The organism is Paenibacillus sp. FSL K6-2862, assembly GCF_038005125.1.
In the GTDB taxonomy this organism is placed as follows: Bacteria; Bacillota; Bacilli; order Paenibacillales; family Paenibacillaceae; genus Paenibacillus; species Paenibacillus illinoisensis_A.
This window is the reverse complement of sequence record NZ_JBBOSN010000001.1, coordinates 6,377,657-6,390,539: the sequence shown is the minus strand read 5'-3', so window position 1 is coordinate 6,390,539 and position 12,883 is coordinate 6,377,657. Positions and strand designations below refer to the sequence as shown.

The window sequence follows — 12,883 nt, the reverse complement described above, 5'->3', positions numbered from 1 at the left end:
TAAACACATCAACATCAACCAATGGAGGAGCCCTATGAAGGACTTCAAGGACCGACTTCGCCAGGTTCAAGAACAGCAGAGGCAGCTGGTGAAAGACTACAACACGCTGCTTCAGGACTATCAGTCCGATGACCTGATTGTGCAGAATGAACAGCTTCGTGAGCAGGTGGATGCACACGAGTTGAAGCTGCGTCAGATCGAGGCACGTGCACGCAAGATGGAGGAGGAGAATGCCCGGCTTCGGATGGCGTTGTCCGAACAGATGCTGGATGAGAAGCTGAATCTTATTCGTGTATCTCAGGAGAAAATGGAGACATACTTCCGCGGGAAAACAGGGGTACATAATGACCGGTTGGAAGCTCACGAACATCGTACCAAAATAAACATGAACGCACTATTCAATAAGGCTTCGGGGGAGCTTCAGGAAGATGCAATGGAGTTCAAGGAGAGAATTGCTTATCTAGCTGCAGAGGTGAAGGAACGCATCGAACGGCATAGACAAACGCTGCAGGAACGGGAAGAAGCAGTTCGTCAGCAGATGCAGCTTGGCTATGAGCATATGGCGGAGGAAGGATTGAGTGAAGAAACCATTCAGCGCCGGATTCGTCAGAACCGGATGGAGATGAAGATCGGGCTAAGCTGGATCAACAAGGTTGCCATCCTGCTTATTATTCTTGGCGTTGGTGCAGCGTTCCAGTATTCGTATTCCACGTGGTTCAATGATGAGATGAAGGGCGGTGCGTTCTTCCTGCTCGGCATGCTGATGCTTGCCGGAGGGGAGTGGCTGTTTCGGCGGAAACGTCAGACGTTTGCGATGGGATTGCTTGGAGGCGGAATCTCGGTACTGTTTGGCTCTATTTTCTACAGTTATTTTCTGCTCCATATTATCGGTCTATATACGGGTCTTGGACTTTCTGTCCTTGTATCGGCGGTGTCCGTCCTGCTATCGCTAAGATATCAGTCGAGGACGATCTGCTCGCTTGGTCTGGTGGGCGGTTATCTGCCCCTGTTCTCGTACATGGCCTATTTTGGTCTCAGCGGGAACTCCGTGTATGTTGCCATGGTCTATTTGCTGCTTCTTAATGGCATTATTGTACTTATATCCTTCGGCAAACGTTGGCCGATCGTGCATTATATCAGTTTTCTGTTTAATACACCGTCCATGTTAATCCTCTTGTGGCTATCGCCGAACAACATTGTGGGCATGGTGTATTCGGTTGCTACGTTTGCATTATATCTGGGAATTACACTCGCGTATCCATTCAAACATCGGGTCAAGCTGACCTGGTGGGATTTCGCTCTGCTGGCCATGAATACGAGCATCAGCTGTCTGATGCTGTATGTACTCTTTGACGCAGAAGGCTGGGAGGATGCGCAGGGATTGCTGGCGCTTGTATTCTCCCTGGTGTATGTCGGACTCGCCGGGTGGGTACAGCGCAATATGGTTCAGGAGAAACAAACCATACTACTGTTCTATATCACATCCTTAACCTTTGCCATTCTGATGATTCCGTTCCAGTTTGGGGCGAAGTGGCTGTCCATGGGGTGGCTAATTGAGGGGATTTTGCTTGTTATCCTAGGTCATCTGAAACAGTTCAGGTCGGTAGAACGTGCGGGCTGGGGCGTTGTGCTCCTGTGCGTGTTCACTTTCGTATATTATGATGTGCTGGTGCTGTACATGGTGGGAGAGCAATCCTATTTTATGCTGAAATACTCCTGCATTACCCTGGGTGCGCTTTTGATTACATCGTATTATGCCATGGTTGGCAGCGGGAAAGGGATATGGTCCAAAACCAAAATTCATCATAGTGTGCTGGAGCTTGGCGCGCTGAATATATTCAAGTACGTTACCCTCGGCAACCTATGGATATATGTTCTGTACGAGTCTAATGAACTCTATACCCGAGCGGTTGATGGGACCTTCCTGCTCTACTTGTTCTACAAATGGCTGATGTTTGCTGCATTAACCATCGCACTGGCGTATGGCTTAAGCCGAGCTAAGTTATTTCATGACCAGATGGTGAAGTACTACACAACCTTTCTGCATGCAGCAGGCTGCTGTATTGCACTTGCAGTGACGTTGTCCATGCCAGCACTCGATCCGGGAGCGGAGCAGCATACGGCTGCGGAGATTGTGGGATTGCTGGTTCTGATTATCTTTAATATTGGCGTGTTTTTCGCTGGAAGAGACTTGCTGATTGCGGGCATACGCGGACAGTTCAAGAGTGTGGAGTGGTACCCGGTCATTGCGGGAATCTACCTGCTGGGTGTCATCACGGTCTTCCTGACGGTGCAGTTCCAATGGGGAGACATCGGTCTGATGTTCAGCTTGATGTATCTGCTGCTTGCGATTCTCTATATTGCGTACGGATTCCGTAGAAGGTACGTCATGATTCGTCGTCTCGGACTCGGTCTGACCTTGTTCTCCACAGGGAAAATGGTGTTCTACGATGTCGGTTTGCTGACAACGGGCAGCAAAATCATCGCCTACTTTAGCTTCGGTGTGTTATTGCTGGGCATTTCGTATCTGTATCAGAAGGTATCCAGTCGGATGGAGGAAGTTCAGGCCAAGAAGACCCCACAGGTGGAAGAATCGGATCGGTCTGAGTAAGTTAAGTGCTTTTTAAAATATGAACAATCGTCAGATCACATTTTCAATGGTACATTTCTAAGCAAAGCAAACAGGCCTCTTCCCGCTGTGATGTCAGCGTGTAAGGGGCTTCTTCATGTGAACTTATGCAATTATGCGGGCAGGGAGTTATGTTCTGTCCAAGCGGTGATTATGACATTGGTGAAACGTTTATGACATGGATCGCGTTATAATAGAGTAAGCTCACGGCTGTGTGTTCAGATGTAGCCATGATGTTTCAGATGCGGGTGTGCCGTTCAATAATTCGCTCCGTTCGTCCGTTTGGCGTGATAGCACAGTAAGTGTGATGGACAGAGCAAAGGCGAGTAGTACGTATATGAAAATGTTCTTTTTGTTCATGATGATAACCCTCTCTTGTTGATTAGGCTGGATGTAAGACCGTTATGAGAAAAAAAGCACAACGTCTGGTATAGTAGAGAAACGAATACATCATTGCCTGTATACACTATATAAATAGCCAGGGATGCAAACAATGGAACAAATCTGATGAAGTTATCATTATTCATGAAACGTATAGAGCTAGAGTGAAAATCGAAGGTGGGAGATGAACATGCGGGAGACGGCAAAAATCGTCATTCGTACACCTGGGCAGGAGAGCGACGGTTCATTTGCTTACGTAAGCCAGGGACGCTCCATCACGGTGGGACGTTATACGGGCGGCGGTGAATCGGACTTGTCCGTGTATAATCAGTTGATATCGAAGCGGCACTGCCGCATTCATTATGATGCACAGCGTCAGCTGTGGGTGGAGGATCTGGATAGCAAAAATGGCACCGAATTGAACGGACAGCGGCTCGTTCCCTATGAGAAATACCCGTTTGCCGAAGGAGACATTCTGACCATGGTCAATGGTTTGATCCAGCTTCGGACGGAGGGTGATCTCGAAGAAACACGCGAATACCGTATATCCGATCTGCTGGGTGAGGGAGTCCGGGTGCATGATCATCTGCAGACTGTACAGATTGGCGAGGTGGAAATTCCGCTGTCGAAGAAGGAGTTCCAGCTGTTCAAGCTGCTATACAGTCAATTGGATCATTTTGTGACGAGAGAGCAGATCATTAGCCAGGTATGGCCTGAACGAAGCATGCTGGAGAGCGATTCGGTAGGAATCGATGAGATCAACTCGCTGATCTATCGGACCAATCGCAAGTTGGGTGTCCATTTTACGATCAAATCCGTTTACAAAAAGGGTGTATACATGAAGTCACATGTGCCTGGTGTTATGGGCGGCATGATGTAACCAGTCTGTATGAACAAAGGGATGAGGCCATGTTGATCATTCAATTCATTCCATGGCTGATTGCCGTGGTGACGCTAATCGCCGTAATATCGATTGTGCTGGTCAGCTGGAAAAATGGAATCTCGCCCATGCCCACATCCAGAATGGTCCGGCAGGTGGTCATTCAGGAAGTTAATCGCATTCCGGGTTATGGGGATATCATTGAGACAGGTTCCGGCTGGGGGACGCTGGGCGTGGACATCATCCGTCATTGTCCGGGCAAGCGTGTTACGGGCATTGAGAATTCGGTCATTCCCTTCTGGTTCTCTCAAGTCATGTCCAGCATGATGATTGGATTCAGGAAAGCCAAGGGCGAGCGGAATTCAATGAAGGGACGGCTGCGGTTCATACGCGGCGATATCTACAAGAGCTCCTATGAACACGCAGACGGTGTGGTCTGTTACCTATTTCCTGGTGCCATGACCCGGCTCGTGGACAAGTTTAGCCGGGAGCTTCCACCGGGGGCACGGGTTATCAGTGTATGTTTCGCACTTCCGGGCAAAGTTCCTCTCCGAACAATCACGTGCAAGGATGCTTTGCGTACGAAGGTTTATGTTTACACATTTTGAAGAGAACAATGGTTATACCTTTCCCCAACGGAAAGCAGTGTGATCCTGTCACCAAAAGATAACGAAAGAAGGCGCCGAACCCACTTCTACAGTGAGTTCGGCGCCTTCTATTGTTATTCTGAACAGGCGATTTATTTTATACCGCTCCGTTCCGTGCGTCATTACTTATTTTGCGGAGTTTTCGGAGTCTGTCGCGTTGGTACTTGTGCTGTCTGTCGATGTACCGGACTCTGTTCTGTTTCGTCCGCCTCCGAAACCACCTTGGCCACGGCCTCCACCAGGACCACCCATGCCGGTATTTGCAGTAGTTACACCAGATTCATTCACCCAGGTAACGTTGCTAGTGGATTGAAATGCAACCACTTTGGTGCCGCCACTGTACGTACCGTCTGTGTATAGGCCATCTGTGGCTGTACCAGACGATGTTCCGCCGGAGTAGATCTCATAAGAGCCGTCTTCTTTCAGGTCTGGAGAGCTGATGACAACGGATTGATAATCTTTTGCCGGAGCAAAGGTCAGGATGTTGTTGCCATCGCTATCTTGTACGTGAACCAGGGTTCCTGCTTTTTGCGTTTCAGGGAATGTCATCACAATGGTGTTTTGAGTGGAGGAATCCGATGTACCTTGTGCCATGCCGGAACTGCCGGCTGCGACCAGATAGCCACCGCTCATCTCGAATGTACCGTCATAATCCAGAGGTCCGTTGCCATTATCGGTTGGTCCGTTCACAATCACGATTCCGCCGGTCATGTAGATGGAACCATTGGAATCAAGTCCATCGCCACCTGCATTGACAGTAAGGGATCCACCGTTAATGTGAAGCTCACTGTTTCCAGCGGATTCACCCGGCATACCGCCTGGAGCGCCACCTTGTGGGCGAGTATTGCCACTAGCGTCTGTGCTTTGATCTGCTTGATCCGTATCTGTAGTTGTTGATGTTGTTCCAGTCGTCTCTGTTACAGAGATATTGGAAGTGGCAGTTGTGTCTGCTGCTTGAGTGCTGTCTTCTCCTGTCGTTGCCTCAGCATCCGCAGTTGCTGCAGTGATGTCACCCGAAGCATTGACGCCATCATCTGAAGAAGTTACATCAACATCACCATCATTCAGTGTAATGGATGCTCCTTCAAGCCCTTCATAGCTCTTCGCAATGACAATTGTTCCACCGTTAATGGTCAGCGCCAGATCGGCATGAATGCCGTCATCGCCGGATTCTAGTGAGATCTTGCCGTCATTAATCGTTACATTGCTGTTGCTGTGCAGGGAATCATCCATGGAATCAATGGTGTACGTACCGCCGTTAACGGTAAGATCTGTCCCTGCTTTAAGTGCTTTGGCACTTGTTGATTCTGTTTCTGTTGTAGTTGTCGTCGCAGCATCTGCATCTGAAGCAGTAGTCGATGCCTTATCAGCAGAACTTGCCGGTGCTGTACCTGCTGCATTCGTTCCATCCGCTGCTGGCATATCAGCAGGCGGTTCACCATCTGGTGGAGTACCCATGTCTGTTGGAGGTGTTCCACCACCCCAGCCACCGCCACCGCCGCCGAATGGTCCCTCTTCTGCTTTGGCTGGTGCATTGGCGCTGCCGCCGCCAGTTACGATGTTAAAGGTTCCGCCATCAGCAACGAGCGCAGTCTCAGCCTGAATACCATCGTTACCACTTTGGATATCGAATGTACCACCGGCAATGGCTACAAAACCTTTTTCGGCATCAGTATCGTTGGTCGATTTCATACCGTCGCCTTCAGCATCAACTGTAATGGTACCTTCTTGGACAGCAAGCATATCCTTACCTTTGATGCCGTCATCTGCTGCTTTGACGTTAATAGTACCACTTACAATGATGAGATCATCTTTACTTGTGATCCCTTCGTTGTAGTTACCTGTTACGTTGAGTTTACCTGTGCCGTTAAATGTCAGATCTGCTTTACTGAAGATGGCTGCATCAGGCTCATCCGTTGCATCATCAGCGTATACGTAGGTTGTACCATCCGAAACGGCATTTTCCGTTCCTTCTTGCAGGGTAATCACAGCTTTGCCAGCTTCCTTAATATAGATGGCCGCACTGTCGTTATCGTGAATGGTTGCCCCATTCAGCACGAGGTGAACGGTTCCTTTATCGGTTACATTAACTACAATCTGCCCGTCTGTCAGTTCCCCGCTAAGCACATACGTACCTGCCTCGGAGATGGTTACCGAGCCGTTCGCCGCTTTGGCTCCGGAGCCGGTAACGGTTGCTGTCTTCCCGCTCAGTTTAATGGTTGTAGAGTCGGTTTCACTCCAGCTTACATTGGTATCGTCTGCATCCAGGGAGACCAGATCCGCATATTTGACGGAGGTCTGCTCACTAACGGAAACCGTTTTGGTTGTGCCTGTTGTTGACGTTGCGGCGTTGGCGGTTGAGTTGGTTGCTGCCGGAGCACTGCATGCTGCAAGCATTGCGGTAATCATCGCTACGGACCATAACTTGCTGCCTGTAATCCATTTTTTATTCATCATGTATCGTTCCTTTCGATTATAAAATGTCTCGAATTAATATTCTGGCGTAGGTGCCATGTTGAGGGAGATATCCAGGTTCCCGTTACGTGTGCGAACGGCATCAAGGAATTCCTTCTGATTGACGTGTTGGCCAAGGTGAACCAGATAGACCAGTTCGTACAAGCTGCCAAGTTCGGTTGTTCTCACTTTGTTCAACTGATACTCGACATTGAATTTTTTGAATACTTCATCAAAAGCTTCTTCATAGCTCAGGTTTTCAGGAATGGTAACCTTAAGCAATTTTTGCTGATTCTTTCTGGCTCCGAATTTGAAATGGCTCAGAACAAACATCAGTACACACAAGATGATGGTGAACAATACTGCGTATCCGAATGCACCGACGCCGCAGGCAAGACCCGAAGCCATGGTGAACAGGACGTACGAAATATCTTTGGGATCACCAGGAGCACTTCGGAAACGGATGATCGAGAAGGCGCCGGCCAAGCTGAAGGCGCGGGCCACGTTGCTGCCGATTAGCAGGATGATGATCGCAACAATGACGGGCAGGACAACCATGGTTAATGTGAAGCTCTGTGAATATGTGTTTGCATTGGTTTTCATGTATGTGAGACTGATAATTGCACCCATAAGGATGGCTAGGCCAATCGTGATTACGGCGCTGCTGAATGTCAGCGTTGTGTCGGTTAGAGCAGAACTGAAAATGGAATCAAGCATATACTACACTCTCTCTTTCTATGATCGTTTGGTTTGGTTTCATGGCAGGATCGAAGTCTGTACCGGGAACAAGTATACGCTCACCTTGGTAGTTCAGATTCGTCGTTCTTGCGAGTCGCCTGAATTCGTTGCCATATTTGGAGAAGCCCTCGCGGTACAAGCCGTGCTCGGACAATAGCTGGGATAGCCAGAACGGAACGGTTTTCTCCGCCTTGACTTCCATCAGCCAGCGACCGTCCTCCACCAGTGGTTCTCCGTAGTCACCCTGCTCCAGCTTCAGATCGTATCTGCGGCTTCGGATATTGGTGTCAAAGGTGATGCGGAGATCGCGGCTGTTTTTATCGAACAATGCTTTGCGTTCATAGGCCAGATACACTTTCGGTTCCAGATCGTATAAGCGAAGGAAGTATTCGATCTCATCGACAACCTGCTTGTTCATGTAGTCTGCTAGCTCAGGCGCCTGTCCTGTACGAACGAATTCGTAAGCCTCATCCAGCATCAGAGCCGTTCTTCTTTTGTTTACCAGGCCAAACACTTTCTTTTTGATCTCCAGATACACCTTGGCATTTTCTTCAGGAACCCCGTAAGCCCGCAGTCTCAGCTTCTCTTTGTATTTGGGCTTGGAGAGGCTTGCGCGGATCAGGGAATCCTGCGGAGTATCGAAGTACAGGTTGCTGATGGAGTAGAACTCGTGTTTCTTGTTGTACGCGTCCAGTTCCATGTACTTCAGCAGATCACGGTAGAAGCGTTCATATTGTTCATCGGTCAGAAGATACTTGCTCTCATATCGGTTGAATACTTCAATCGCCATTTAAGATTCATTCCTTTCATCCATGGTTGTATGTTTTGTTTCATCGTGTATCGCTTCCATGTCTGTATCTTAGAGCGCCAACCTTGAATGAATCTTAAATGATTTTACATTCCGTTGATCTTTTTTTACCTTCCTATAATAGTTCTCGCAAAATAATTGAATTAAGATTGATTCAAGGTTCCGCAGGTAGAATGATTGATATAATAAAAGAAAGTGACGACGAACAATTCAAGGCAGAGGAATGAATAGATCATGAGAATATTAATTGCGGAAGATGAGGTCCATTTGGCAGAGGCCGTATCCCAGATATTGAAGAAAAACAATTACTCCGTGGACATGGTCCATGATGGCAGATCAGGACTCGATTATGCGTTAAGTGGTATATACGATCTGCTGCTGCTCGACATCATGATGCCGGAGATGGATGGAATCAGCGTGCTGAGGAAGCTGCGAAGTGAGGGAAACCACACCCCAGTCATCCTGCTGACTGCCAAGGGTGAGCTATCGGATAAAGTAACCGGACTCGATTATGGGGCGGATGACTATATTGCAAAGCCGTTTGCGACGGAGGAACTGCTGGCCCGGATTCGGGCAGCCCTTAGAAGAAAAGGTGAAGTCGTTCCAGAGGATGGATTGAAGTTTGGTGACATTGAACTGAATACGACGCAGCTAAGGCTGACCGTACAAGGCAAGGAAATCAAGCTCAATCTGAAAGAGAACGAACTGCTGGAACTGTTAATCACACGCAAACAGGCCATCACGTCCAAGGAGCAGATCATCGAGAAGCTGTGGGGGTTCGATTCTGAAGTGGAGTATAACAATGTGGAGGTATACATCTCGTTTTTGCGCAAGAAGTTGACCTTCCTGAACTCCAAGGTGCGCATCAATACCATCCGGGGTGTAGGTTATGTACTTGAGGTGACTACCTAATGTTTAAGAGACTTCGAAACCGGTTTTTGGTCGTCAATCTGGTATCGATCTCCATCATGATGCTGGTTGCTTTTGCGACGATCTATATCATTACGTACCAGAATGTGCAGCGGGAAACCAATATGGAGTTATTTAAGGTATCCGATTTCTATCACAACCCATATAATTCATCCAAGATGCCGCGTGGGGACGATGCAATCACAGGTAATCCGCCAACGGACTTGCAGCAGAACGGACCGGGTGGAGATCCCAATTCGCCGCCAGGGCGTTCGGTCTCGTTCATGGTGAAGACGGATAATGAGTGGAATATTACGGATTCACAATCCAGATTCAGCATGGAAGAATCATTTTACGCAGAGGCACTGGAGAAGGTGGACAAGGCTGATCATTCAGAGCGTAAGACTGGACAATTTGCGTTAAATGGAACGAACTGGGCGTATGTCATTGATCCGAGCAGCGATGGACATATGATTGTGTTCATTGATGTAACTGCCCAGCAAGGCATTCTTACGAATCTCATCTATACCTTCACCATTGTAGGCCTGTTTATGTTAATCGTCATTTACTTCCTGAGCCGTTACTTTGCCAATCGTTCCATTACACCGGTCAAGGAAGCGTTCGATAAACAGAAACAGTTCATCGCGGACGCCTCTCATGAGCTGAAGACACCTCTCGCCATCATTAATACCAACACCGACGTGCTGCTTGCGAATCGGGAGGATACAATTGATAACCAGTCCAAATGGCTGCATTATATCAAGTCGGAGACAGAGCGCATGTCCCGGTTAACGAGTGATCTGTTATATCTGACCGAGATCGACGATTCACGTTCCACGATGATCCACTCCAAGTTTGATATGAGCGATGCGGTAGAGACCATTATTTTGACGATGGAAGCTGTTATTTTTGAGAAAAATGTATCTCTCGACTACAGTATTGAGCCGGAGCTCATGGTCCATGGCAATAGTGAACAGATCAAGCAGGTCATTCTGATTCTGCTGGATAACGCCGTGAAGTATTCCAAAGCCAAAGGCGCGGTCAATGTTTCACTGAAGAAACATAATCATGAGGTGGTACTAGCCGTCTCCAATACAGGGGAAGGTATTGCACCGGAGCATTTGGAACGTATCTTCGATCGGTTCTATCGTACGGATGCATCCAGAGCACGTAAGCATGGTGGACATGGTCTCGGTCTGGCGATTGCTAAATCCATCGTGGACCAGCACAAAGGTCAGATCTATGCTCGTAGTGTAGTAGGAGAGGGAGCAACGTTCTACGTTCGTCTAACTTAGTTCTGAATAAGGCATGTCTGTTATGGGTTAACCTATGCTACAATGGCAACAGTATGAATGAACCAAGGAGCTGAACTGAACGTGACGGAAGCGAATTCGATTAACGAGCAGGAAATGATGCAATATATTGCGGACAAAACCAAAGCGAGCCAGGCGAATATTTCGCTTGTGCTGAAGCATGAGCAAGCCTACATCAACAAAGCGCATGAAAATGCCAAGGGCGAAGTGGACATTGACGGCGATGATCTGGCTGACTATATCCTGAGCCGCAAAGATGTGAAGCTCGATGAATTGACAGTAGAAGGCATTCTGGATGCCGAAATGGACTACCTCATGGAAAAAGGCCACGCGGGATACGTGGATTAAGATCATTGAATTATTTTAGGTACTATCCACATCGTAAACAATGTACCCCAAAAAGACCCCAACCTCCACGTAACGGTGGATGTTGAGGTCTTCTTTTATATTCCTGTGAAGGGGTCTTAATGGATAACCCGATCGTTTTGGTAAAACATTGGTACAGCTTATTATTGACCCATCATGCCGCCATCAACAGTGTAGAGGGATGCTGTTACATAAGAAGCTTCTTCAGACAAGAGGAAGTTCATTACGGCTGCAACTTCTTCCGGTTCGCCATAACGTCCCATTGGGATGCTGGCTACAGTAGCATCTTGATAGTTTTCCACGTCACCGGAGTTTGCTTCGATTTGACGCATCATGCGAGTGTTAATCGTTCCTGGTAATACCGCGTTTACCCGGATATTGTAAGGAGCAAGTTCATTTGCTGCGGTACGAGTGAGACCAACTACGGCATGTTTGGACATAATATATGGAGATACGGCTGGAGCACCCATCAGACCTGCAAGGGAAGATGTATTCAGGATCGCACCGGATTTTTGTTTTTTCATTACTGGAATGACATTTTGCAGACCAAGGAATACGCCACGAACGTTAACGTTATATACTGTATCCAGTGCTTCCACGCTGAGATCTTCGATCAGGCCAGTAGGACCTTCGATACCTGCGTTATTGGCGAAGTAGTCGATTCTGCCAAAAGCATCGAGTGCTTTTTGAACATAATTTTTCACGTCTGCTTCTTGGGATACGTTTGCTTTAACCGCAATCACATGCTCTTTGTCGAGGTTCAGTTCAGTGATTGTTTTTTGAATGGCTTCTTCGTTGAGATCCACCAGAACCAGATTGATTTTACGTTCAGCCAGTCTGCGTGCCAATTCTTTACCAATGCCTCCGGCAGCTCCTGTAATTACTGCTGTATGTGTATAAGTACTCATGATATATTCGCTCCTTATTTATTATTGGCAGGTTTTTCTTTAAAAAAAGTTTTAACCTGTCGTCTATCTTTCCTGTCTCAATGTTAAGATATACATAACGGTGTGACAATAATCATTGACAGCGTATATGTCTGGTATCGGACACAGATGTAAGCGGTGTTCATTTAGGTTACAATAATGGACAAAGGAGGCGAAAATGTTGATTATCGAACATCCCCAGGACCGGAGAGCACGAAGAACGCAGGATGCAATTATCGCTGCGACGGTTTCATTAATATTGGAAAAGGGAGCCGACGCCGTCACCATTCGTGATATCACAGAGCGTGCAGATTACAATCGGGGCACTTTTTATTTGCATTTTCCTGGCAAGCCGGAACTGCTTGATTTCATATTGGAGGATTTCATGCAGGGAGTGGGCCAAGCCTACGCGCAACCGTATGCTGAATTAAAGGAAGTGGATATGACCGGATTACTTCCGTCTACTATGCCTGTATTTGAATATATCGAAGCTCACCAGGATATCTTCCGTGCCTTGATCACCATGCATGGCGATATGGCCTTAAGACTGTGCAATATGTTCCGGACTTACTTGACCGAGGATTTCGTGCTGGTAACTGAAGATAGTGAGTACACAATCAATTACGATATTATGCTGAGCTACCTGATCTCTGCGACGGTGGGTGTCATCATGCACTGGGCAGAGATAGGATTCAAATATTCTGCGCATTATATGGGGGAGCAGTTGACGGCATTAATAAACATCAAACCGACCCGTCTGCTGATAGAACCAGGACAGAAGGGTCGGACCATTCACGAACGTATGCTGTTGGATTAAGAGAATGAAAGCGGG

At 47.7% G+C, this 12,883-nt stretch carries 12 protein-coding genes; 7 read left to right on the top strand and 5 right to left on the bottom strand.

Features of this window, described 5'->3' with window-relative positions; translation table 11 throughout:
- The first annotated feature begins 34 nt into the window (after positions 1-34).
- A complete protein-coding gene (locus MHB82_RS28900) occupies positions 35-2,611 on the top strand; it encodes a DUF2339 domain-containing protein (RefSeq protein WP_341176455.1) in 2,577 nt (858 codons plus the stop codon).
- 222 nt (positions 2,612-2,833) lie between these two features.
- On the opposite strand, the gene MHB82_RS28895 is transcribed toward MHB82_RS28900, so the two are convergent.
- Positions 2,834-2,989 carry a hypothetical protein gene (locus tag MHB82_RS28895; protein ID WP_176476095.1) on the bottom strand — a complete coding sequence of 52 codons (156 nt, stop codon included), beginning with the start codon at positions 2,987-2,989 and terminating at the stop codon, positions 2,834-2,836.
- Positions 2,990-3,200: 211 nt separating this feature from the next.
- On the opposite strand from MHB82_RS28895, the gene MHB82_RS28890 reads away from it, so the two are divergent.
- Positions 3,201-3,890 (top strand): FHA domain-containing protein, encoded by a 690-nt coding sequence (locus MHB82_RS28890; protein WP_095360212.1) that lies wholly within the window; start codon positions 3,201-3,203, stop codon positions 3,888-3,890.
- 29 nt (positions 3,891-3,919) lie between these two features.
- Positions 3,920-4,498, top strand: coding sequence for a class I SAM-dependent methyltransferase (locus tag MHB82_RS28885; protein ID WP_110758353.1), 579 nt, complete (start codon positions 3,920-3,922; stop codon positions 4,496-4,498).
- Positions 4,499-4,663: 165 nt separating this feature from the next.
- Here MHB82_RS28885 and MHB82_RS28880 read toward each other — a convergent pair whose 3' ends face one another.
- From MHB82_RS28880 to MHB82_RS28870, 3 genes are read right to left on the bottom strand one after another with little or no spacing between them, the layout of a single operon-like run.
- Positions 4,664-6,991, bottom strand: coding sequence for a carbohydrate-binding domain-containing protein (locus MHB82_RS28880; protein ID WP_341176454.1), 2,328 nt, complete (start codon positions 6,989-6,991; stop codon positions 4,664-4,666).
- A 36-nt stretch (positions 6,992-7,027) separates the two neighbouring features.
- On the bottom strand, positions 7,028-7,708 hold the full coding sequence (locus MHB82_RS28875; protein ID WP_341176453.1) for a DUF4956 domain-containing protein: 681 nt from the start codon (positions 7,706-7,708) through the stop codon (positions 7,028-7,030).
- A complete protein-coding gene (locus MHB82_RS28870) occupies positions 7,701-8,519 on the bottom strand; it encodes a polyphosphate polymerase domain-containing protein (protein ID WP_110758360.1) in 819 nt (272 codons plus the stop codon). Before MHB82_RS28870 ends, MHB82_RS28875 begins: the two co-directional genes overlap by 8 nt.
- A 252-nt stretch (positions 8,520-8,771) precedes the next feature.
- Here MHB82_RS28870 and MHB82_RS28865 point away from each other — a divergent pair, with 252 nt between their 5' ends.
- The 3 genes from MHB82_RS28865 (at position 8,772) to MHB82_RS28855 (ending at position 11,107) form a co-directional block, all read left to right on the top strand.
- On the top strand, positions 8,772-9,449 hold the full coding sequence (locus MHB82_RS28865; RefSeq protein WP_341176452.1) for a response regulator transcription factor: 678 nt from the start codon (positions 8,772-8,774) through the stop codon (positions 9,447-9,449).
- Positions 9,449-10,741, top strand: a complete 1,293-nt coding sequence (locus MHB82_RS28860) for a sensor histidine kinase (protein ID WP_341176451.1) — start codon at positions 9,449-9,451, stop codon at positions 10,739-10,741. The genes MHB82_RS28865 and MHB82_RS28860 overlap by 1 nt, the downstream gene beginning before the upstream one ends.
- An 81-nt stretch (positions 10,742-10,822) precedes the next feature.
- Positions 10,823-11,107, top strand: coding sequence for a hypothetical protein (locus MHB82_RS28855; RefSeq protein ID WP_371859949.1), 285 nt, complete (start codon positions 10,823-10,825; stop codon positions 11,105-11,107).
- A gap of 161 nt (positions 11,108-11,268) precedes the next feature.
- Here the strand turns inward: MHB82_RS28855 and MHB82_RS28850 are convergent, their stop codons facing one another.
- Positions 11,269-12,033, bottom strand: a complete 765-nt coding sequence (locus tag MHB82_RS28850; RefSeq protein WP_095360204.1) for an SDR family NAD(P)-dependent oxidoreductase — start codon at positions 12,031-12,033, stop codon at positions 11,269-11,271.
- 199 nt (positions 12,034-12,232) lie between these two features.
- Here MHB82_RS28850 and MHB82_RS28845 point away from each other — a divergent pair, with 199 nt between their 5' ends.
- Positions 12,233-12,868 (top strand): TetR/AcrR family transcriptional regulator, encoded by a 636-nt coding sequence (locus tag MHB82_RS28845; protein WP_341176450.1) that lies wholly within the window; start codon positions 12,233-12,235, stop codon positions 12,866-12,868.
- Positions 12,869-12,883 lie beyond the last annotated feature (15 nt).